20 protein-coding genes are annotated in these 20,529 nt (G+C 43.8%); 9 read left to right on the top strand and 11 right to left on the bottom strand.

The window, feature by feature from the left end:
- Positions 1-148: 148 nt before the first annotated feature.
- A complete protein-coding gene (nagE, locus tag R7Z41_RS14815; RefSeq protein ID WP_065274258.1) occupies positions 149-1,642 on the bottom strand; it encodes an N-acetylglucosamine-specific PTS transporter subunit IIBC in 1,494 nt (497 codons plus the stop codon).
- Between the two features lie 489 nt (positions 1,643-2,131).
- Between nagE and nagA the strand changes: the two genes are divergently transcribed.
- From nagA to asnB, 4 genes are all read left to right on the top strand, one after another.
- On the top strand, positions 2,132-3,268 hold the full coding sequence (gene nagA, locus R7Z41_RS14810) for an N-acetylglucosamine-6-phosphate deacetylase (protein ID WP_005384983.1): 1,137 nt from the start codon (positions 2,132-2,134) through the stop codon (positions 3,266-3,268).
- A 2-nt stretch (positions 3,269-3,270) separates the two neighbouring features.
- Positions 3,271-4,485 (top strand): DNA-binding transcriptional regulator NagC, encoded by a 1,215-nt coding sequence (nagC, locus tag R7Z41_RS14805; protein WP_053307520.1) that lies wholly within the window; start codon positions 3,271-3,273, stop codon positions 4,483-4,485.
- A gap of 81 nt (positions 4,486-4,566) precedes the next feature.
- Complete coding sequence (locus R7Z41_RS14800; RefSeq protein ID WP_005384981.1) at positions 4,567-6,156, top strand: cation:proton antiporter family protein; 1,590 nt, start codon at positions 4,567-4,569, stop codon at positions 6,154-6,156.
- Between the two features lie 230 nt (positions 6,157-6,386).
- Entirely contained in the window at positions 6,387-8,051 is a 1,665-nt protein-coding gene (asnB, locus tag R7Z41_RS14795) for an asparagine synthase B (protein ID WP_171343130.1), read from the top strand.
- A 115-nt stretch (positions 8,052-8,166) separates the two neighbouring features.
- On the opposite strand, the gene rfaH is transcribed toward asnB, so the two are convergent.
- Positions 8,167-8,667 (bottom strand): transcription/translation regulatory transformer protein RfaH, encoded by a 501-nt coding sequence (gene rfaH, locus R7Z41_RS14790; RefSeq protein ID WP_005382098.1) that lies wholly within the window; start codon positions 8,665-8,667, stop codon positions 8,167-8,169.
- 333 nt (positions 8,668-9,000) lie between these two features.
- On the opposite strand from rfaH, the gene R7Z41_RS14785 reads away from it, so the two are divergent.
- On the top strand, positions 9,001-10,389 hold the full coding sequence (locus tag R7Z41_RS14785) for a peptide MFS transporter (protein ID WP_005382097.1): 1,389 nt from the start codon (positions 9,001-9,003) through the stop codon (positions 10,387-10,389).
- A gap of 49 nt (positions 10,390-10,438) precedes the next feature.
- Here R7Z41_RS14785 and hemH read toward each other — a convergent pair whose 3' ends face one another.
- The 3 genes from hemH to htpG form a co-directional block, all read right to left on the bottom strand.
- Positions 10,439-11,401, bottom strand: a complete 963-nt coding sequence (gene hemH / locus R7Z41_RS14780) for a ferrochelatase (RefSeq protein WP_054575221.1) — start codon at positions 11,399-11,401, stop codon at positions 10,439-10,441.
- 166 nt (positions 11,402-11,567) lie between these two features.
- The gene (adk, locus tag R7Z41_RS14775; protein ID WP_005382094.1) at positions 11,568-12,212 is read right to left on the bottom strand and encodes an adenylate kinase; all 645 of its coding nucleotides are present in this window, start codon (positions 12,210-12,212) and stop codon (positions 11,568-11,570) included.
- A gap of 320 nt (positions 12,213-12,532) precedes the next feature.
- Positions 12,533-14,437, bottom strand: a complete 1,905-nt coding sequence (gene htpG / locus R7Z41_RS14770) for a molecular chaperone HtpG (RefSeq protein ID WP_213961846.1) — start codon at positions 14,435-14,437, stop codon at positions 12,533-12,535.
- A 271-nt stretch (positions 14,438-14,708) separates the two neighbouring features.
- Between htpG and R7Z41_RS14765 the strand changes: the two genes are divergently transcribed.
- From R7Z41_RS14765 to R7Z41_RS14750, 4 genes are read left to right on the top strand one after another with little or no spacing between them, the layout of a single operon-like run.
- The gene (locus R7Z41_RS14765) at positions 14,709-15,587 is read left to right on the top strand and encodes a transcriptional regulator (RefSeq protein WP_017634819.1); all 879 of its coding nucleotides are present in this window, start codon (positions 14,709-14,711) and stop codon (positions 15,585-15,587) included.
- A gap of 11 nt (positions 15,588-15,598) precedes the next feature.
- Positions 15,599-16,114, top strand: coding sequence for a transmembrane regulator ToxS (gene toxS / locus R7Z41_RS14760; protein WP_005382091.1), 516 nt, complete (start codon positions 15,599-15,601; stop codon positions 16,112-16,114).
- Between the two features lie 46 nt (positions 16,115-16,160).
- Complete coding sequence (locus tag R7Z41_RS14755) at positions 16,161-16,916, top strand: sulfite exporter TauE/SafE family protein (RefSeq protein ID WP_176310838.1); 756 nt, start codon at positions 16,161-16,163, stop codon at positions 16,914-16,916.
- A gap of 21 nt (positions 16,917-16,937) precedes the next feature.
- Positions 16,938-17,216, top strand: coding sequence for a SelT/SelW/SelH family protein (locus R7Z41_RS14750; protein WP_005382088.1), 279 nt, complete (start codon positions 16,938-16,940; stop codon positions 17,214-17,216).
- A gap of 39 nt (positions 17,217-17,255) precedes the next feature.
- Here R7Z41_RS14750 and yfcE read toward each other — a convergent pair whose 3' ends face one another.
- The 6 genes from yfcE to R7Z41_RS14720 all read right to left on the bottom strand — a co-directional run bounded on the left by yfcE (position 17,256) and on the right by R7Z41_RS14720 (position 20,502).
- Positions 17,256-17,801 (bottom strand): phosphodiesterase, encoded by a 546-nt coding sequence (gene yfcE, locus R7Z41_RS14745; protein WP_138939153.1) that lies wholly within the window; start codon positions 17,799-17,801, stop codon positions 17,256-17,258.
- Positions 17,802-17,876: 75 nt separating this feature from the next.
- Positions 17,877-18,086 carry a hypothetical protein gene (locus R7Z41_RS14740; protein ID WP_005382086.1) on the bottom strand — a complete coding sequence of 70 codons (210 nt, stop codon included), beginning with the start codon at positions 18,084-18,086 and terminating at the stop codon, positions 17,877-17,879.
- 149 nt (positions 18,087-18,235) lie between these two features.
- Entirely contained in the window at positions 18,236-18,643 is a 408-nt protein-coding gene (locus R7Z41_RS14735; protein ID WP_005382085.1) for a CBS domain-containing protein, read from the bottom strand.
- On the bottom strand, positions 18,640-18,990 hold the full coding sequence (locus tag R7Z41_RS14730) for a P-II family nitrogen regulator (protein ID WP_054578025.1): 351 nt from the start codon (positions 18,988-18,990) through the stop codon (positions 18,640-18,642). The genes R7Z41_RS14735 and R7Z41_RS14730 overlap by 4 nt, the downstream gene beginning before the upstream one ends.
- Positions 18,980-19,771, bottom strand: coding sequence for a DUF1538 domain-containing protein (locus tag R7Z41_RS14725; RefSeq protein WP_005382078.1), 792 nt, complete (start codon positions 19,769-19,771; stop codon positions 18,980-18,982). The genes R7Z41_RS14730 and R7Z41_RS14725 overlap by 11 nt, the downstream gene beginning before the upstream one ends.
- Positions 19,768-20,502, bottom strand: a complete 735-nt coding sequence (locus tag R7Z41_RS14720; protein ID WP_005382077.1) for a DUF1538 domain-containing protein — start codon at positions 20,500-20,502, stop codon at positions 19,768-19,770. Before R7Z41_RS14720 ends, R7Z41_RS14725 begins: the two co-directional genes overlap by 4 nt.
- Between the last annotated feature and the right edge of the window lie 27 nt (positions 20,503-20,529).

Genomic DNA, 20,529 nt, shown 5'->3' with positions numbered 1-20,529 from the left:
AAACGACAATATTTATCGAGTTGGCGTGAAAGCAAAGCAGATTCAAAGGGCCTAAACGAAAAAAGGCCTCCTGCGGAGGCCTTTTGCGATGTTGTAGTATCAATTGTTTGCAATACCAATAACAAACAATCGCACCACTATTAAACAGTTAAGCTGGTAACTGAACACCACTTAAGTCTTCATCTTTAGATACATTCTTCATCTCACCAGCAACAATCTCTGCTAGTGGACCAAGGATAACTTGTAGGTTGTTTGTACCTAGCTTCACAACTCCCATAGCTCCAAGATCTTTCAGAGTTTTCTCATTGATAACGCTCATATCTTTCACGGAAAGGCGCAAACGAGTAATACAGGCATCGATAGAACTTAGGTTGTCATGACCGCCAAGTGCTTTCAAGTACTGACGAGCAAGCTCTGAAGAATTGCTTGATCCAGCCACGTTAGATAAAGCTTCTTCATCATCTTCACGTCCCGGTGTTTTAAGGCCAAACTTAACAATCACGGTACGGAACACGAAGTAGTAAACCGCAAAGAAACCAAGACCTTGTACAATGAGCATGTACCAATTTACCGCTAGCGGGTTACGAGTCGACAATACTAAGTCGACTAAACCAGCAGAGAAACCGAAACCTGCAATCCACTGCATTGATGCCGCGATATAAACTGATAGACCAGTCAGCGCTGCGTGAAGAACGTACAGTCCTGGAGCAAGGAACATGAATGCAAATTCAAGTGGTTCTGTTACACCTGTAAAGAATGAAGCAAACGCAGCTGCAATCATGATAGATGCCACTTTCTCTTTATTCTTTGATTTCGCAGTATGGTACATCGCTAGAGCAGCACCTGGTAAACCAAACATCATGATTGGGAAGAAGCCCGCTTGGTACATCCCCGTAACACCTACCGTTGCCGTGCCTTCAGCTAATGATTTCGCACCGCCAAGGAAGTTTGGAATGTCATTAATACCAGCAACATCAAACCAGAACACTGAGTTTAGTGCATGGTGCAGACCAACAGGAATTAGAAGACGGTTGAAGAATGCGTAAACACCTGCACCTGCTTCACCCATACCTTGAATGCTTTCACCAAAACTGACCAGACCGCCGTAAACTGATGGCCAAACGTACATCAGGATGAACGCAATAACGATACCAGCAAAAGACGTTAGGATCGGTACAAGACGCTTGCCAGAGAAAAACGCCAGTGCTTTGTGCAGCTCTACGTGAGAAAAACGGTTGTACAACTCAGCAGAAACAATACCAACCAAGATACCGACGAACTGGTTATTGATTTTACCAAATGCAGCAGGTACTTCACTTGGGTCAATGCCTTGAATTTGTGATACTGCACCAGGGGCCAAAAGCGTTGTGACAACTAAGAAGCCCACGAAACCTGAAAGTGCAGCGGCGCCATCTTTGTCTTTAGACATTCCGTAAGCAACACCAACAGCGAACAATACTGACATATTGTCAATGATCGCTGCACCAGCTTTAATAAGAAATGCAGCAAGTGCACTGTTTGCGCCCCAGCCATTTGGGTCGATCCAGTAGCCAATACCCATGAGTATTGCTGCTGCAGGAAGTGTGGCAACCGGCACCATAAGCGCCTTACCCACCTTCTGGAAGTATCCGAGAATGTTCACCTTAAGTTCCCCCTATAGGATTAGATGTTATGTTGAATGACTTATTTCAGCCGTCCAATTTAGTCATCCTAAGTTTATGATATTAATTTTGCTCCGCAAATTAAAAGCTCACCGTTTGTGATCATAATCACCACAATTTGCCCTTTCGGAAGGTTTTTGCTAGCGAGATCATAAAACTTATTTTATTATACGAAAAAATGGCGTTTTAAAGATAATATTCTCGCACTTTATGCAAGGCAGAATCAGTGTTATTTTGGTATCTAGGCGGGTAAATCACTGTAACTTTGCTCTGAAAAAGAATCATAAAAAACCATACAATTATTACTTTTCAGTTAGTTACTATGACAATAACATCGATAAAACGCGACTTGCTGTATGTGACTCGTTATCTAATTCAGTGATACAAACTAAGTACCCATATGACTGAAGCAGTCTCTACTTAGATAACGATATAGAAATTGAATTCTCATCTATAAGGACTAGCTGACTATGTACGCGCTAAGTAACTGTAAAATTTATACCGGTAGTGATGTTCTTACCGATCATGCGGTCATCATCGAAAACGATCTTATTCAATCTATTGTGCCGGTTTCTGAGCTACCTCAAAGCATCGAAGTAAAAGACCTTGCAGGCGCTAATCTAAGCCCAGGCTTTATCGATCTGCAGTTGAACGGTTGTGGCGGTGTAATGCTAAACGATGCAATTACCCCTGAAACAATGCAAATCATGCACCAGGCAAACCTCAAATCTGGCTGTACTAGCTTCCTGCCAACACTCATTACATCATCTGATGAAGATATGCGAACTGCAATTGCTGCAGCTCGTGAGTACCACAACAAGTATCAAAATCAATCGCTTGGTTTACACCTCGAAGGTCCTTACCTTAACGTCGCGAAAAAAGGCATCCATAACGTAGATTTTATTCGCCCTTCAGACGAAAGCATGATCGACCTTATCTGCGCAAACGCCGATATCGTAGCGAAAGTAACACTAGCACCTGAGCATAACGACCCAGAGCATATTGCGCGATTAAAGGCTGCTGGCATCGTAGTTTCAATTGGCCACACAAATGCAACCTACGCCGAAGCACGTAAAAGCTTTGAAGCAGGCATTACTTTTGCTACACACCTCTTTAATGCAATGACACCAATGGTTGGTCGTGAACCAGGAGTTGTTGGTGCAATTTACGATACTCCTGACGTATATGCTGGCATTATTGCTGATGGTTTTCACGTCGACTACGCAAACATCCGAATTGCTCATAAAATCAAAGGTGAAAAGCTTGTTTTGGTGACGGATGCCACAGCTCCAGCAGGTGCTAACATTGATCACTTTATTTTTGTCGGTAAGAAAGTATATTACCGAGATGGTAAGTGTGTTGATGAAAATGGCACGCTAGGCGGCTCAGCTTTGACAATGATTGAAGCAGTTCAGAATTCAGTTGAGCACGCGGGGATCGCTTTAGACGAAGCTCTACGAATGGCCACGTTATACCCAGCAACAGCAATTGGTGTTGAGGATCGCCTTGGCCGAGTTCGAAAAGGGATGGTTGCAAACCTGACTATTTTCGATCGTGACTTTAAAGTAAAAGCGACGGTTGTTAACGGACAATACGAGCAAAATTAAGCATGAATGGCGGACAGATTGGTAATGTAGATTTAGTAAAACAGCTTAACAGCGCTGCGGTATATAGGCTGATTGATCAGCAAGGTCCTATCTCCCGTATTCAAGTCGCGGACGTGAGTCAGCTCGCGCCTGCTAGTGTTACCAAAATAACCCGCCAACTTTTAGAGCGCGGCCTTATTAAGGAGGTCGCCCAACAAGCTTCAACTGGTGGTCGTCGTGCGATCTCTTTGACTACTGAAGTCAAACCTTTTCATTCGATTGCCGTTCGCTTAGGTCGAGATTACGTACAGTTCAGTTTATACGATTTAGGTGGTACCGCGCTGGCAGAAGATCAGCATGAACTGCACTACACTAACCAAGCAGACTTAATCGCAGGACTCATCGATTTATTAAAAGATTTCGTAAGCCGTTGCGAAGACAAAATTGATCAACTCATCGCTATCGGCATCACTTTACCGGGCCTTGTTAACCCAACAACTGGCGTGGTCGAATACATGCCTAATACCGATATCGATAATCTTGCTCTCGGTGAAATTGTTGGAGAGAAGTTTAATACAGCATGCTTTGTTGGCAACGACGTACGTGGCATGGCGTTGGCTGAGCACTACTTTGGAGCAAGCCAAGACTGCCAGGATTCTATTTTGGTTAGCGTCCACCGCGGTACTGGCGCAGGTATTATCGTTAACGGCCAGGTTTTTCTTGGTTTTAACCGCAACGTCGGTGAAATTGGTCATATCCAAATTGACCCGCTTGGTGAGCAATGCCAATGTGGAAACTTTGGCTGTTTAGAAACCGTAGCTGCAAACCCAGCGATTATTCAACGAGTGAAGCAACTGATTACTCAAGGATACGAATCAAGCTTAACCGACCTTGAAAACATCACAATTGAAGCGGTATGTCAGCACGCAATGAATGGTGATGAACTTGCGAAACAGAGTTTAGTGCGAGTGGGCAACCAGCTAGGTAAAGCGATTGCGATTACGGTTAACTTATTTAATCCACAGAAAATTGTAATTGCTGGCGATATTACTGCAGCACAAGATATTCTTTTCCCTGCAATTCAACGCAACGTAGAGAATCAATCTCTTAAAACTTTCCATAACGACCTCCCTATCGTGGCTTCTCACATTGATAAGCAGCCAACGATGGGCGCATTTGCGATGATTAAACGCGCTATGCTGAACGGAGTTTTGTTACAAAAGTTACTGGAAGACTAAGTTTATACAACCAATTGAGTTACAATCTCGGGCTGTGTTTTCACAGCCCGAGATTGTATATCAGGAATACAGCTTAACAGTATGGAAATTATTCTAATTACAGCCGCTTTTTTAGCTGGTTTTATTGCGCTTAAATGCAGCCTCCCTCCCCTCGTTGGTTTTCTACTAGCTGGATTTGGCTTGCATGCATTTGGTTACCAAAGCAATGACGTTATCGTCACTCTCGCAGATCTTGGTGTTACTCTTCTTCTGTTTACTATTGGACTCAAACTCGATGTAAAAACCCTGCTGTCCAAAGAAATATGGGGAGGGGCAACCGCCCACAACATACTCTCTACCGCTTTTTTTGCCCTAGCGTTATCCGGCTTAAAACTACTGGGCTTGACTTCGCTAGCCAGTATGGACGGCAGCCAAATCCTGCTTTTAGCTTTTGCACTATCGTTCTCTAGTACCGTTTTTGCCGTAAAAGCATTGCAAGAAAAAGGCGAAATGAACGCGACCTACGGCACACTCGCGATCGGTATCTTGGTTATGCAAGATATTTTTGCCGTAGTATTCCTGACTGCTTCAACCGGAAAAGTCCCAGAATGGTATGCCATCGGTTTGTTCGCACTGCCTTTCCTTCGTCCCCTATTCTATAAGCTGCTCGATAAAGTTGGCCACGGCGAAATGCTGGTGCTATTCGGTATTTTCTTCGCGCTTGTTGTCGGTGCTGGGCTATTCGAGTTGGTCGGGATGAAACCAGACTTGGGCGCGCTAATTTTAGGCATGCTACTCGCAGGTCACCCAAAAGCCTCAGAACTATCCAAGTCATTATTCAATATGAAGGAGCTCTTTTTAGTCTGCTTCTTTTTAAACATTGGTTTATCCGCCTCATTGAGCGTGAATGGCGTCGTTCTCGCCCTGCTATTTATCTTACTGCTACCAATCAAAGGACTCTTGTACTTCGTCACTATTAATCATTTTAAGTTTCGAGTACGTACCTCTTTGCTCGCCTCTTTATCACTATTTAACTACAGTGAGTTTGGTCTTATTGTTGCAGGGTTGGCCTATAAAATGGGCTGGATGCCAAGTGATATGCTTGCTGCGATTGCGGTTGCGGTGTCGGTATCCTTTGTAATTTCCGCGCCACTTAACCGCCTTAGCCATAAAATTTATCAACATTCAGGTAAGTGGCTGCAAGAGACAGCGGTAGAAAAGCTCAATCAACGCGACCAACTCATCAACCCAGGTCATGCCCAAGTATTGATCTTAGGTATGGGGCGTATTGGGACGGGCGCTTATGATGAGCTACGCTCACGCTATGGCAAAATTTCATTGGGTATAGAAATTCGTGAAGACGCTGCACATCATCATCGTTCAGAAGGAAGAAATGTGATTTCTGGTGATGCCACCGACCCGGATTTCTGGGAGCGAATTTTAGATACAGGTCATGTAAAACTGGTTCTGCTTGCAATGCCACATCATCAAGGTAACCAAACAGCACTTGAGCAGCTTAAACGCAGAAAATATAAGGGGCAAATTGCCGCTATCGCCGAATACCCAGATCAATTGGAAGGCTTACTTGAAAATGGCGTTGACGCAGCATTCAATATATATAGTGAAGCTGGTAGCGGTTTTGCTCGACACGTCTGTAAACAACTTCAACCTAAATTCACACCAATTAAATAAGCAACAGCACTGATATTTTTCGGAAGGCTTTCTATTGATAGAAAGCCTTTTTTGTATAGTTTTTATACCAAACCTTGATCTCATTCACCAAAACAACGGTTGAGTTAAATATTTTCCACACAACAAGGCCTTTTATCATTTTTTTAATCACAAAACGTTGCTTTTTTTATTAGTAATGGCAAATTTAAACCATACCGATTAGAAATTGTTTAGTTTAGTAAGGATGTAGTATGTGTTCAGTATTTGGCATTTTAGACATTAAAAGCGATGCAGCCGCATTGCGCCCTATCGCATTAGAGATGTCGAAAAAACTTCGTCACCGTGGCCCAGACTGGTCTGGGATTTACTCTTCAGAGCGTGCTATTTTAGCGCACGAGCGCTTGGCGATTGTTGGTCTAAATAGTGGTGCACAGCCGCTATACAGCCCTGATAAGAAGCTCATCCTTGCCGTCAATGGTGAAATCTACAACCATAAAGAAATTCGTGCTCGTTACGAAGGAAAGTACGAATTTCAAACCGATTCAGACTGTGAAGTCATTCTTGCACTTTACCAAGATATGGGTGCAGATCTCCTTGAAGAACTAAACGGTATTTTCGCTTTTGTGCTCTACGACGAAGAAAAAGATGAGTATTTAGTCGGCCGTGACCATATTGGTATTATCCCTCTTTATCAAGGTCACGATGAGCATGGTAACTACTATGTGGCATCAGAGATGAAGGCTCTTGTTCCAGTATGTAAAACAGTAAGTGAATTCCCTCCTGGTAGCTACTACAGCTCTAAAGATACTGAGCCAACACGTTACTATGTTCGTGACTGGAACGAGTACGCAGCAGTACAAGGTAACAGCACTAGCAAAGAAGAATTGACTGAAGCGCTAGAAGCGGCTGTTAAACGCCAACTAATGACTGACGTGCCTTACGGTGTACTTCTTTCAGGCGGTCTAGATTCTTCTATTACATCTGCGGTAGCAAAACGCTTTGCAGCGATGCGTATTGAAGATGATGAAAAGTCTGAAGCTTGGTGGCCTCAACTGCACTCTTTTGCTGTTGGCCTAGAAGGCGCGCCTGACCTGAAAGCAGCTCGCGAAGTTGCCGACCAAATTGGTACCGTTCACCACGAAATGACGTACACGATTCAAGAAGGTTTGGACGCGATTCGTGACGTGATTTACCACATTGAAACGTATGACGTGACGACTATCCGCGCATCAACACCTATGTTCTTAATGGGTCGTAAGATCAAAGCGATGGGTATCAAGATGGTATTGTCTGGTGAGGGCGCTGACGAAATCTTTGGTGGCTACCTTTACTTCCACAAAGCGCCAAACGCGAAAGAGTTCCACGAGGAGACAGTGCGTAAACTGCTTGCTCTGAACATGTTCGACTGTGCTCGTGCTAACAAGTCGCTGGCAGCATGGGGAGTTGAAGGACGCGTACCTTTCCTAGATAAAGAGTTCATTGATGTAGCAATGCGCTTGAACCCAGCAGACAAGATGTGTGGCAACGGTAAAATGGAGAAACACATCCTTCGTGAGTGCTTCGAGCACTACCTGCCAGAATCGATCGCATGGCGTCAAAAAGAGCAGTTCTCTGATGGCGTTGGCTACAGTTGGATCGATACGCTGAAAGAAGTAGCAGAACAGAAAGTGACAGACCAGCAGATGGAAACAGCTCAATATCGATTCCCATACAACACGCCAACGACAAAAGAAGGCTACGCGTACCGTGAAATCTTTGAAGAGTTATTCCCACTTCCATCAGCAGCAGAGTGTGTACCAGGAGGCCCTTCAGTAGCGTGTTCTTCAGCGAAGGCGATTGAATGGGATGAATCGTTCCAAAACTGTGTTGACCCATCAGGTCGTGCAGTACAGACCGTTCACAACGACTCATACTAATTCTCTACGATAAAGATAAGGGTCGGTTCGTCCAATCCTTTTAAAACAGACAGAAAATTAGATACGATCAAAAAGAGGTGCTTTTGCACCTCTTTTTATGTTTGATGGAATTAGGCTATTTTAAATCTAAATCACTATTGTCTATGCTGACAGGCACACGCTTGGTGATCATCTGAACTAGCATAATTGAGCGTTTCTCACCATCTTGTTCTTGGAAGATGGCATCTATGCCCGCAAATTGACCGCTTTTAACTCTAATTTGATCGCCTGGTTTTGGCATACATTCAGAAACGGTATTGTCATTACAACACTTTTCTAGCTGCATCAATTCGAAGACCAAGTCACCTTGAACTTCTTTCGGTTGAGCACCAAAACGCACAAAGTCAACAACACCTCGAGTAGAGCGGACTGAGGTGAAGTTTGGCCCTTGCTCATAATCAAAGTAAGCGAATACGTAACAAGGAAACAGCGGTTCCTCGACTTTTTGTCTTTTACCGCGCAAAATCTTCTCAACTTCTACAGTTGGATAAAAGCACTCTACACCTTGATTTTCAAGGTGTTGTTTCGCCCTAACCTGCTCCCCACGTTTACAATAAAGTAGATACCAACGTTTCATCTTTTTACTAGCCAATTCTATTTTGTTTTTATCCTAGCATTAAGCCAAAGTTGAGTCATTGATATTCAGTTTATCTATAAAAGTATGATTATACATCGCTCGCATTAACGACATTTTTCAGCAACTTACGATAAAGAAGTCCATAGGCAAAAATGGAAATTAAGTTTGTAACACAACCAATACACCATCATATAATCTGCAAATCCAATCAAAAACAGCCACTTAACAAACAAAAATAGTTGAATGGCAAAATTTTATTATTTGTCACTCGTTGAATTGCATTGTATACGTAGAAGTCGTTAAAAAATGTAATAACTATTATTAGAAGAGCTTATGTCAAACCAACATCAATATTTTGGTCATCCACGTGGCCTGTTCTTATTGTTCGGTACAGAACTGTGGGAACGCTTTTCTTACTACGCAATGCGTGCCATTCTCGTGCTTTACCTTACTGATACAACAATGAATGGCGGCCTTGGCTGGTCAACCAAAGACGCATTAGACCTATACGGCATATACACAGGGCTTGTGTATATCACGCCTCTTATCGGTGGTTACCTAGCAGATAACTATTTAGGTCAACGTCGCTCAATTTTGCTTGGTGGCGCGTTAATGGCCATCGGCCAGTTTACTCTTGCACTTCCTGCTGATGCTTTAGGTATTGGTTCGCTACACAGTTTCTATTTAGGTCTTGGCCTACTTATCACTGGTAACGGTCTCTTTAAGCCAAATATCTCAACCATGGTTGGCGACCTTTATCAAGAAGGTGACAACCGTCGTGACGGCGCATTCACTATCTTTTATATGGGTATCAACTTAGGTGCATTACTTGCCGGCGTCGTTTCTGGCTCTGTGACAACCTCTTACGGTTGGAAAGCTGGCTTTGTTGCCGCTGGTGTGGGTATGCTGGTTAGCCTAGTGATGCAAATGGTACTGGCTCAATCATGGCTTGGTGATATTGGTCGCGAACCAGCGGCGAAACGAGATCTAAACAACAAAAACGCCACCACGAAGCAGCCACTCACCAAAGAAGAAGTGAATCGACTAAAAGTAATTCTGGTCATGAGCTTATTCACTATTGTCTTCTGGGCAGGCTTTGAACAAGCTGGTGGTCTGATGAACATCTACACTCAACAATATACTGATCGCATGATTGGTGGTTTCGAAGTTCCTGCTGCGTGGTTCCAATCACTAAACCCATTTTTCATTATTACTCTAGCGCCAGTTCTGGCTGTCCTTTGGGTAAAATTGGGTAAACGTGAACCTACTTCGCCAGTGAAATTTGCGATGGCACTATTTTTCTTGGCGATTGGTTTCCTTTGTATGGTTGGCGCAGTGCTAGAACAAGGTGGAGATACAACAGTAAAAACATCGATGTTATGGTTGGTCGGCGCTTTCTTCTTCCACACATTAGGCGAGCTGTGTTTATCACCAATTGGTCTTTCATTGGTGACTAAATTAGCACCGCTTCGCTTAGCTTCACTTATGATGGGTGCATGGTTTGGCTGTAATGCGATTGCTAACTATGTTGCGGGCTATGTGGGCTCTCACGTAGGCGAGTTAGGCGCTATGGCTATCTTTAGTGGTATTGCGGTCAGCGCAACCGTAAGTGGCGTAATTTTGCTCCTATTCTCTAATACACTCGTTCGCTGGATGCATGGCGCTGAAAATACGCACAGCACGGCAGAGCAAGTAGAAGAGCAGCAAGTACAAGTTGCTTGATCGCTCAACTAAACGTAGAAAGGGTCGCTATTGCGACCCTTTTTTGTATCTAAAGTTTAGATTGAACTAACTCAACCATCATCTCGATATGAAGTTCACTATCGTTCAAACAAGGGATGTAGGTAAAGTTTTCGCCACCAGCTTCAAGGAAAATCTCTTTACACTCTTCCGAGATCTCTTCCAACGTCTCTAAACAATCTGACGAAAATGCGGGGGTCACAACATTAATATTTTTCACACCCTTTGCAGGAAGTGCCTCTAGGGTCTTATCGGTATAAGGTTGAAGCCACTCTTCTCTCCCAAATCGGGACTGATACGTCATGCCAATTTGTTGTTCGCTTAAACCTAACGCTTCCCCAAGCAAGCGAGTCGTCTCTTCACAATGCTGTGGGTAAACATCACCATTGTCAGCATAGCGTTTTGGAATACCATGATAAGAACACAGCAGGTAATCTCCCTGACCATTCTTTTGCCAATGTTCACGAACTGAATGCGCTAACGCTTCAATATATTTCGGGTGATTGTAATAATCACGAATAAAGCTAAAGCTTGGCATCACAGGCAGGTTTTTAAATGCTTTAGTGATTCCGTCAGAAACCGCTGCCGTTGTTGTGCCCGAGTATTGCGGATACAAAGGTAAAACAATGACTTCATCAACGCCTTGCGCCAATAGGGCTTCAAAGCCTGATTGTAAACCTGGGTTACCATACGTCATACCAAGCTCTACAGGTATATCAAGCTTTTGTGCCAACTTTTCCGTTTGGCGTTTAGAGTACACCATCAACGGCGAGCCCTCTTCCATCCATACTGATTGATAGAGTTTGGCAACTTTAGGAGCTCGGATAGGAAGGATAACGCCGTGCAATAGTGGACACCAAAGCCATCGAGTCATGTCTACCACTCGGTGATCATGAAGAAACTGACTTAAAAAGCGCTTTACGGCAGGAGCGGTTGGTGCGTCAGGAGTTCCCAGGTTAACTAGGAGTACACCCTGTTTATTATTCTCTTTCATAACATCCTATTCATGGTAAACGGCTTGGTTCATATATTTAAGTAACCTCGAAGTAACGAATAGCCGAGCTGAGGTTAATTAGATATATGTTTACGAGTAAACTAAAAAAGCGACCACTTGGGCCGCTTTCAATATATCAAAATATTAAATTTTTGACTTCAGCAAATTAAGATAGTGCTTTCTCGATATCCGCACTAACTTCAGCTACTTGCTTAGTACCATCAAACTTAAGGTACTTAGTCTTGCCTGCTTCAGCTTCTTTGCCGTAGTAGTTGATTAGCGGTGCAGTTTGCTCGTGGTAAACACCTAGACGAGCACGTACTGTTTCTTCTTTGTCGTCATCACGAACAACAAGATCTTCACCAGTTACATCATCTTTACCTTCCACTTTAGGCGGGTTGTAAACCACGTGGTAAGTACGACCAGAAGGAAGGTGAGCACGACGACCAGCCATACGCTCAACAATCACATCGTCTGCAACGTCAAATTCGATAACGTAGTCTACGTCTACGCCCATTTCTTTTAGGCCGTCAGCTTGAGGGATAGTACGTGGGAAACCATCTAGTAGGAAACCGTTTGCACAGTCTTCTTGAGCGATACGCTCTTTGATAAGACCAAGGATGATTTCATCAGAAACTAGCTGACCAGCGTCAATAACAGCTTTAGCTTGTTTACCAAGCTCTGTACCTGCTTTGATAGCAGCACGAAGCATATCACCAGTAGAGATTTGTGGAATACCGTATTTTTCCATGATGAAGTTTGCTTGTGTGCCTTTACCTGCACCTGGAGCACCTAGAAGAATGATGCGCATGATTTATCCTCTTTAATATTTAAGATTTATACCGAAGCTCACAATAGCTGACCTCTTAGACATCAAACCTGAGAAGCACCTGCAACGATAAGTTTCGGTATAACGTATATAGGCGAGCAAAAATACACGCCTTATTACTCACATTCAAGTCGCAGATTCTATCACAGGTTCTCTGAGCAAAGAGTGTATTAAGACTAAAGAATGTTAACAGTACCCTCTTTCACGCCCTATTGATTATTAACTCAGCACTTGAGATGCAAAATTTTGCGACAACAAACAAAAAGCTCGCGAAATGCGAGCTTTTTGATTTGCAGAGGTTATTACACCTTAGTCAAAAGTTGATTAACGGCTCCTAAGAACTCTGTTGGATCCTCAATAGAGCCTCGCTCCGCTAGCATTGCCTGACCAAGCAGAACTTCAACCCAGCGACCAAACGCTTCTTCATCGGCTTCGTCAGCCATACGCTTAACCAATTTGTGCTCAGGGTTTAGCTCAAAGATGTATTTCACTTCCGGCACAGCTTGACCAGCTGCCGCAAGAAGCTTCGCCATTTGAGTGCCCATTTCGTAATCGTCCGTTACCACAACAGCAGGCGTAGATACGAGTTTGAAGGTCGTACGAACTTCTTTCACACGATCGCCTAGGTAAGACTTCGTGCGCTCTACAACCGACTTGAACTCTTCTTCGGTTTCTTTTTGCTTCTCTTTTTCTGCTTCATCTTCAAACTGACTTAGATCAAGCCCAGCTTTAGTGATTGACTGGAACTGTTTACCATCAAACTCAGTTAAGTAGTTCATCAGCCACTCATCAATGCGGTCGTACATCAAGATAACTTCAATGCCTTTCGCTTTGAACTGTTCTAAGTGAGGGCTGTTTTTCGCAGCTGCATAGCTGTCTGCCGTCAAGTAGTAGATCTTATCTTGACCTTCTTTCATGCGCTCAACGTAAGACGCCAAGCCCACAGTTTGCTCAGAAGAGTCCACTTCAGTTGAAGCAAAGCGCAATAAACCTGCAACTTTCTCTTTGTTTGCAAAGTCCTCCGCAGGGCCCTCTTTCATCACAAGACCAAACTCTTTCCAGAATGATTGGTATTTCTCTTCGTCATTCTTGGCCATACGCTCGAGCATCGTTAGCACGCGCTTAGTACAAGCATTACGTAGAGACTGAGTCACTTTATTGTCTTGTAAGATCTCACGCGATACGTTTAGCGGTAAATCGTTTGAGTCTATTAAACCACGTACGAAGCGTAAGTATGACGGCATAAATTGCTCTGCATCGTCCATAATGAATACGCGCTGTACGTACAGTTTCAAGCCTGATTTGTGGTCGCGGTTCATCATATCCCAAGGTGCTTTCGATGGGATGTATAGTAAGCTCGTGTAGTCGTTTTTACCTTCTACACGGTTATGACTCCAGACCAAGGGATCGGCAAAGTCATGTGATACGTGCTTGTAGAACTCTTGATACTCTTCTTCTGAAATATCAGATTTGTTACGCGTCCACAGTGCTTGGGCTTTGTTGATTTGCTCCCACTTTTTCTCATCTGTTTCCTTGCCTTCGTCATCACGAACGACAGTTTGGATTGAAACAGGAATGCCGATGTGATCAGAGTACTTACTGATAACGTCACGTAGACGCCACTCATTCAAAAACTCTTTACCCTCTTCACGCATATGAAGAATGATGTCGGTACCACGTGACTCTTTGGTAATGTTTTCGATGGTGTACTCACCTTCACCCGCTGAGTGCCATTGTACCGCTTCATCAGCGGCTAGACCCGCAGCGCGAGTGCGCACGGTAACGGCGTCAGCAACGATAAATGCCGAGTAGAAACCAACACCAAACTGACCAATAAGCTGAGAGTCTTTGCTCTGCTCTTCAGATAGCTTTGAGAAAAACTCGGCTGTTCCAGATTTTGCGATTGTTCCTAAGTGCTCAATCACATCATCACGGCTCATACCGATACCGTTATCAGAAATGGTTAAGGTATTTGCGCTTTCATCAAACGACAGTTTCACGCAAAGATCTGCATTACCTTCGTATAGATCTGGGTTAGATAACGCCTGAAAGCGCAGTTTGTCTGATGCATCTGATGCGTTAGAGATCAGCTCGCGCAAAAAGATCTCTTTATTTGAATAAAGAGAATGGATCATTAAATGCAGTAGTTGTTTTACTTCTGATTGAAAACCACGAGTTTCTTTATTTTGAGATACGGTTTCGCTCATGTGTGCTCCATAACATCTAAACTAATTGGCTTTTTCATAGGGACAAGTTTGTGACTTTCCCCTTGAAATCACCTTACCGAGATGTCATTTAACATGTGGCTGACAAATGTAAATTCAAGGTCAATATTGCTAAAAACGGTGTTTTTTTAGAAAATTTTAATTATCCTACCCGTCTAAAAGCATCTAAAATGTCGTGCGCACTCCAAGCGCCCCGGTAATTTTGTGACATAAATCACCATAATTACAACATCATCCATCTAAGAAGAACTAAATGACTAACATTGGCACCAAATTTCTACTTGCTCAAAGGTTCACCTTTGATCCAAATAGTAATTCGCTCGCTGACCAACAAAACGGCAACGACGTTGTACGATTAGGAAGCAACGAAAGCCGTATACTTCTGATGTTGGCAGAGAGACCAAACGAAGTTTTAACCCGTAACGAGCTTCACGAGTTTGTTTGGCGTGAGCAAGGTTTTGAGGTGGATGACTCAAGCCTGACTCAAGCGATTTCTACTCTGCGTAAGATGTTGAAGGATTCAACAAAATCTCCAGAGTTTGTTAAAACGGTACCTAAACGTGGCTACCAACTCATTTGTTCAGTGGAACGCTTGAGCCCATTTTCTACTGACTCTAACACTGACGTTGAAGAAAGCGCTTCTGAACACGAAGCGCCAGCAGTGGAGTTAGAAGCGAGCGATACACCACCAACAGAGATAGTGACCGATACTACTGCTGATCTTGAGCCTCAAGTAGAGCCGACTAAAACTCAGCCGAAGCCAGCATCTAACACGATTAACTGGCTACCGCGTGTCATTATCTTTTTATCTCTGCTGCTTCCTGTTTGCGTATTGTTATTCACGAACCCAGCGGAATCCCAATTCCGTCAGATTGGTGAGTATCAAAATGTGCCGGTGATGACACCTGTAAATCACCCTCAAATCAACAACTGGTTGCCCTCAATAGAGCAATGCATTGAGCGCTACGTGAAGCACCATGCAGAAGACTCGTTGCCAGTGGAAGTGATTGCCACTGGCGGACAAAATAACCAGCTGATTCTGAACTACATTCATGACAGTAACCACTCTTACGAGAACGTAACACTGCGTATTTTCGCAGGTCAAAACGATCCAACAGACATCTGCAAATAAAGGAGGCCAATATGAAGATTAAATTAGCATCTGCGGTTTTGGCCGTATCCGTTCTTTTCAGTAGTTGGTTGTATTGGGGAAGTGACCTAAAAGTGGAACAGCTCCTCACAGCAAACGAATGGCAGTCGACCATGGTGACAGTCATTACAGACAGCTTGCCTGACGATACTGTCGGCCCACTACGCCGAGTTAATGTTGAATCAAACGTGAAATATCTCCCTAATGGTGACTATATTCGCGTAGCAAATATAAAACTATTCGCTCAAGGTTCAACCGCAGAATCAACGATAAATATCTCGGAAAAAGGCCGCTGGGAAGTAAGTGACAACTATTTGTTGGTCTCGCCTTCGGAGTTTAAAGATATTTCATCTTCTCAATCAAAAGACTTTTCCGAAGCACAGCTACGTTTGATTACTCAAATTTTTAAGCTAGATGCGGAGCAAAGTCGTCGTATTGACGTCGTGAACGAAAAAACACTATTGCTCACTAGCTTGAACCACGGTTCTTCGGTACTGTTTAAAAACTAATTTTGATTGGATGATAAGGGGGCAAGACGCCCCCTTTGTTTTGCTTATGGATTGGCTAGATACCCTTACCCTTTTTTTCGGTTCACTAATCGCCAACACGCTGGCTTCACTTTCTGGTGGCGGAGCAGGCTTGCTTCAATTCCCTTTACTCATCTTTCTCGGCTTACCGTTCTCCGTTGCGCTAGGCACACATAAGGTGGCTTCGGTTGCTTTAGGCTTAGGCGCAGCAAGCACGCATTTAAGATCAGGCACTATTAAATGGAAAGTCGCGCTCTACCTTATCTTGTCCGGTAGTATTGGCGTGATTTTAGGGGCTAACTTAATTGTACAGATCCCTGATGGTATCGCGGAAAAGATGCTCGGCACGATGATCCTAGCGCTAGGTATCTACTCGCGATTTAAGACATCGCTAGGCCAAGCTGAAGTAATACGTAACCGTCATCCTATCGGTTGGGTTATTGGTGGAATTGGCTTACTGTTTATCGGCATCATTAACGGATCTCTTACCGCAGGTTCTGGTTTGCTCGTGACACTATTTTTGGTGCGCTGGTTTGGTTACGACTACAAACAAGCCGTTGCTTACACCATGATTTGTGTCGGCCTGTTTTGGAATGGCATTGGAGGCATTGCCGTCGTACAGGCAGGGGCGCCTATTCACTGGGCTTGGTTACCTGTTTTATTGTTTAGCTCTTTTCTAGGCGGCAGTTTAGGCGCATGGGCCGCGACTCGATACAGTAACAGAGTGATTAAAGTTGCATTCGAAATTCTCACGTTTGCGGTGGGCATCAAGTTGCTGGTTTAAAAAGATTAAAAGGAAAGTTTCATGGATAAAGCAATCATTGATATTTATTACTGCCGCCAGTGCAACTGGATGTTGCGTTCAACTTGGCTATCGCAAGAATTACTGCATACTTTTAGCGAAGAAATAGAAACAATCAGCTTACACCCGGACACAGGTGGTCGCTTCGAAATTTTCTGTAATGGCCAGCAAATTTGGGAACGGAAAAAAGACAGCGGCTTTCCTGAAGCCAAGGTGCTAAAACAGCGCGTTAGAGACATTATCGACCCAGAACGCGATTTAGGACATTCAGACACAAAATAGGGAGCAATTCGCTCCCTATTTTTTTACTTAGTAAAACCGTTAAATCATGGTTTGTGCTAATACTTCGCCTTCTGGCGTTTTTACCGTTAGCTTATTGTCTTCTAGAGTACCAAAGCTTCTCGGTAAGCCATTACGTGGGAATGTCATCGAGCCTGGGTTGAATATAATGGCTCCATCTTGCATCTCTGCGACGGGAACATGTGTATGCCCGTGGGCGATGATATCACCTTCGCGCAGTGGCGGCCGTTTTTCAGAGTTGTACAAGTGACCATGAGTCAAAAAGATTCTCTTGCCAGATTCAAGTAGCACCCATGAGTAATCCATCATCATTGGAAACTTCAATAGCATTTGGTCCACTTCACTATCACAGTTGCCACGTACAGAAATAATTTGATCACTGTATTGGTTCAATAAGTCTGCTACCTGTGGAGGGTTGTAGCCTTCCGGAATAGGGTTTCGCGGCCCATGGTTTAGCGTATCTCCTAGCAAAATCATGTGGTGCGCACCAGAGGCCAGAAATAGCTCAATGGTTTCTTTAGTTGCTGGCAAAGAGCCATGCAGGTCTGAGGCAAAAAATAGTTTCACGACATTGTCTCCTCAAAAAGTATGAGGTCATTCTACGGCATTTTTTTAGCAGCTCAACCTACGACGGTTTGAATACTACTGATAGCGCAATGATTCAATGACCATAGGCAAAACATAGAACCATGCTGCATACGCTGTTCCAACCAACACCAGTATCCAAAACACCATCGACATAAATTTTGATTTGGCTAGATGGTGCAGCGGATCGGGCTCTCCGCATCCTGGACATGCATGAGCGCGTTTTGAGATTTGTTTCTCACACACGGGGCAAGAGACTAAAGGCATGATACAGATTCCTCGACATTAGGCTTAGGGCGCAAAGAATAATGGTGAATTAACACATATGCAACCTAACATATATTAAATATTTTAGTTCTTTGTAACAGTCGCTGACTTGAGAAAAAATTCGTTGATTTTTCATTTATATCAACCTATTACACTTCTTCTCGCACCATACCGTTGATGACAATATTGTTATAACTCACCATCCCAATGACCTCGCCACTTTCAATGACCGGCGCTCTGCTTATGCCAAATCGCTCAAACAAACGTGCACAATATTTTACGTTCATATCTGGTTCGACACACAAAGCGGGCTTGGTCATGATTTCATAAATATTTGTGCGCTGAGGAGAACGATTATTCGCCAGCACCTTTTTGGCGATATCATTCATCAACACGATGCCATATTCATCATTATCATCTCGCTTTTTCACCACCAGCGCTTTGACTTGGTATTTTTTCGCTAGCGTTATGCCTTCGTATACGGTCATCAGTCCATCAACCATTACATACGTTGCCGCCATAACATCTCGAACTCTAATTATCGTTTGATCACTCATAATTCATCCTCGACTACTTTGGTCAATGTCTCGACTTGATGCGCGACACCGACTGCATCTTCAATATCGATCTGAACAGCAATCCCCTGTCCCGACTCTCTGTCAAATTCACCAACCTCATTAATGGTCTCTAATATGTGTCGAGATAGATGTTCCTCGACCACAAACAGCAGCACATCTTTTTGCACTTCTAGCGTTAAACCAAAAAACGTTCGCTTTTGATTTAAACCTTGCCCGCGAGCATTGTTAATCACTGTTGCACCGGTCGCACCAGCATCGCGTGCAGCGTCCAACACCTTGTCTGTTTTGCTGTCTTCAACAAACGCAAGTATCAATTTAAAGCGCATTTTCTTCTTCCTCCGAGACGTTTTTATTCAGCCACTGGGTTATTTGCGCATAGCCCATCACAGAGATCATAGGAAATAGACTGGCAAACGCGATCAAGCCAAAGCCATCAATCATTGGGTTTCTTCCAGGGACGGTCGAAGCAAGCCCTAACCCTAATGCAGTTACAAGTGGGACAGTGACGGTAGAAGTTGTTACGCCTCCAGAATCGTAGGCGAGTGGAACAATAAGCTTAGGAGCGTAAAACGTTTGAATCACAACGACGATGTAACCCGCGATGATGTAATAATGAATGGGATCGCCCACGACAATCCGGTAACTCCCTAATGCAATACCAATTGCCACCCCAAACGCAACGGCTACGCGCAAGCCGTTAATACTGATACTGCCTCCAGAGACTTGGTTTGCTTTTATCGCTACAGCGATTAAAGAAGGCTCTGCAATCGTGGTACTAAAGCCTATAAAAAAGGCGAAGGTGTAAACCCAATAATAGTCGACCCACATTAAGGCTTTCCCTACCGATACTTTGAACTCTTGTAAAAACTCCGGCGCCGTTAATTGCACAGCCATCGTCTCCCCAAGTGGAAACAACGCCATTTCTAATCCAAGTAAAAAAAGAGCTAACCCGAAAATCACATAAACGAACCCAAGCAAAACTTTCTTAAGGTTGCTAACAGGACGCCTTAACACCGCTAACTGAAAACCAAAAATAATGCTGGCGATGGGAACGACATCTCTAACGGTCGATAACAAAGTGTCTAGGAAATGATCAATTGAAATCATGTTACGACCATTCCGTAAACCATCACAAACATCATCGGTAACAGCGAGGCAAAAGCGATTAAACCAAAGCCATCCACCATAGGGTTACGCCCTTTAATAGAAGACGCTAAACCGACACCCAGTGCAGTGACCAAAGGTACTGTTATGGTGGACGTGGTTACACCTCCGGAATCGTAAGCGACGCCAATAATGGCTTCAGGTGCAAACCACGTCAGTATTACAACGCCGACGTAGCCACCAATGATCATGTAATGAATCGGCCACCCTTTTAAGATACGCAAAACGCCGATAACGATGGCTATCCCCACAGAGAGAGCTACTGTTACTCGAAGTCCTTCTCCGTAATCCTGCATGGACTGCTCTGAGTTAGCGATCATTCCGCCCTCTGCCGCAACTTCTGAGGCTTCTTCCGCTACCGCGGTTAATGCAGGTTCAGCTATCGTGGTGCCAAACCCCAAACAAAACGCAAAGACTAATAACCAAAACACGCTGCCTTTTTTTGCAAAGGCTTGAGCCATACTCTCTCCGATAGGAAAAAGACCAAGTTCTAGGCCAAAGATAAAAAAGGTTAATCCTAAAACGACAAGCAACAAGCCAAAAAGAATGGAGACCAGGTTGGGCAGCGGCTCTTGCAAAACGACTAATTGGAAAAAAGTGATAACAATGATGATGGGTAATAAGTCACGAGCACTATTGAGGAGCGCTCGAAAAAGCGCAACAAATGCTTCCATGCCTATCCTCCTTGATTGTGCAAACTG

Origin of the sequence: Vibrio sp. 1457, from assembly GCF_033340195.1 — a bacterium.
In the GTDB taxonomy this organism is placed as follows: Bacteria; Pseudomonadota; Gammaproteobacteria; order Enterobacterales; family Vibrionaceae; genus Vibrio; species Vibrio alginolyticus.
The sequence above is the reverse complement of the archived record's forward strand: the minus strand, read 5'-3'. Positions and strand labels throughout refer to the sequence as shown.

Excerpts from the sequence above, each read along its gene's own strand:
- R7Z41_RS14720 (WP_005382077.1), bottom strand. The coding sequence starts at position 20,502 with ATGGAAGCATTTGTTGCGCTTTTTCGAGCGCTCCTCAATAGTGCTCGT.
- R7Z41_RS14725 (WP_005382078.1), bottom strand. The coding sequence starts at position 19,771 with ATGATTTCAATTGATCATTTCCTAGACACTTTGTTATCGACCGTTAGA.
- nagC (WP_053307520.1), top strand. The coding sequence starts at position 3,271 with ATGAATGGCGGACAGATTGGTAATGTAGATTTAGTAAAACAGCTTAAC.
- nagA (WP_005384983.1), top strand. The coding sequence starts at position 2,132 with ATGTACGCGCTAAGTAACTGTAAAATTTATACCGGTAGTGATGTTCTT.
- R7Z41_RS14800 (WP_005384981.1), top strand. The coding sequence starts at position 4,567 with ATGGAAATTATTCTAATTACAGCCGCTTTTTTAGCTGGTTTTATTGCG.
- hemH (WP_054575221.1), bottom strand. The coding sequence starts at position 11,401 with ATGAAAGAGAATAATAAACAGGGTGTACTCCTAGTTAACCTGGGAACT.
- htpG (WP_213961846.1), bottom strand. The coding sequence starts at position 14,437 with ATGAGCGAAACCGTATCTCAAAATAAAGAAACTCGTGGTTTTCAATCA.
- R7Z41_RS14765 (WP_017634819.1), top strand. The coding sequence starts at position 14,709 with ATGACTAACATTGGCACCAAATTTCTACTTGCTCAAAGGTTCACCTTT.
- toxS (WP_005382091.1), top strand. The coding sequence starts at position 15,599 with ATGAAGATTAAATTAGCATCTGCGGTTTTGGCCGTATCCGTTCTTTTC.
- adk (WP_005382094.1), bottom strand. The coding sequence starts at position 12,212 with ATGCGCATCATTCTTCTAGGTGCTCCAGGTGCAGGTAAAGGCACACAA.
- asnB (WP_171343130.1), top strand. The coding sequence starts at position 6,387 with ATGTGTTCAGTATTTGGCATTTTAGACATTAAAAGCGATGCAGCCGCA.
- R7Z41_RS14785 (WP_005382097.1), top strand. The coding sequence starts at position 9,001 with ATGTCAAACCAACATCAATATTTTGGTCATCCACGTGGCCTGTTCTTA.
- R7Z41_RS14750 (WP_005382088.1), top strand. The coding sequence starts at position 16,938 with ATGGATAAAGCAATCATTGATATTTATTACTGCCGCCAGTGCAACTGG.
- R7Z41_RS14730 (WP_054578025.1), bottom strand. The coding sequence starts at position 18,990 with ATGCGCTTTAAATTGATACTTGCGTTTGTTGAAGACAGCAAAACAGAC.
- R7Z41_RS14735 (WP_005382085.1), bottom strand. The coding sequence starts at position 18,643 with ATGAGTGATCAAACGATAATTAGAGTTCGAGATGTTATGGCGGCAACG.
- rfaH (WP_005382098.1), bottom strand. The coding sequence starts at position 8,667 with ATGAAACGTTGGTATCTACTTTATTGTAAACGTGGGGAGCAGGTTAGG.
- R7Z41_RS14740 (WP_005382086.1), bottom strand. The coding sequence starts at position 18,086 with ATGCCTTTAGTCTCTTGCCCCGTGTGTGAGAAACAAATCTCAAAACGC.
- R7Z41_RS14755 (WP_176310838.1), top strand. The coding sequence starts at position 16,161 with ATGGATTGGCTAGATACCCTTACCCTTTTTTTCGGTTCACTAATCGCC.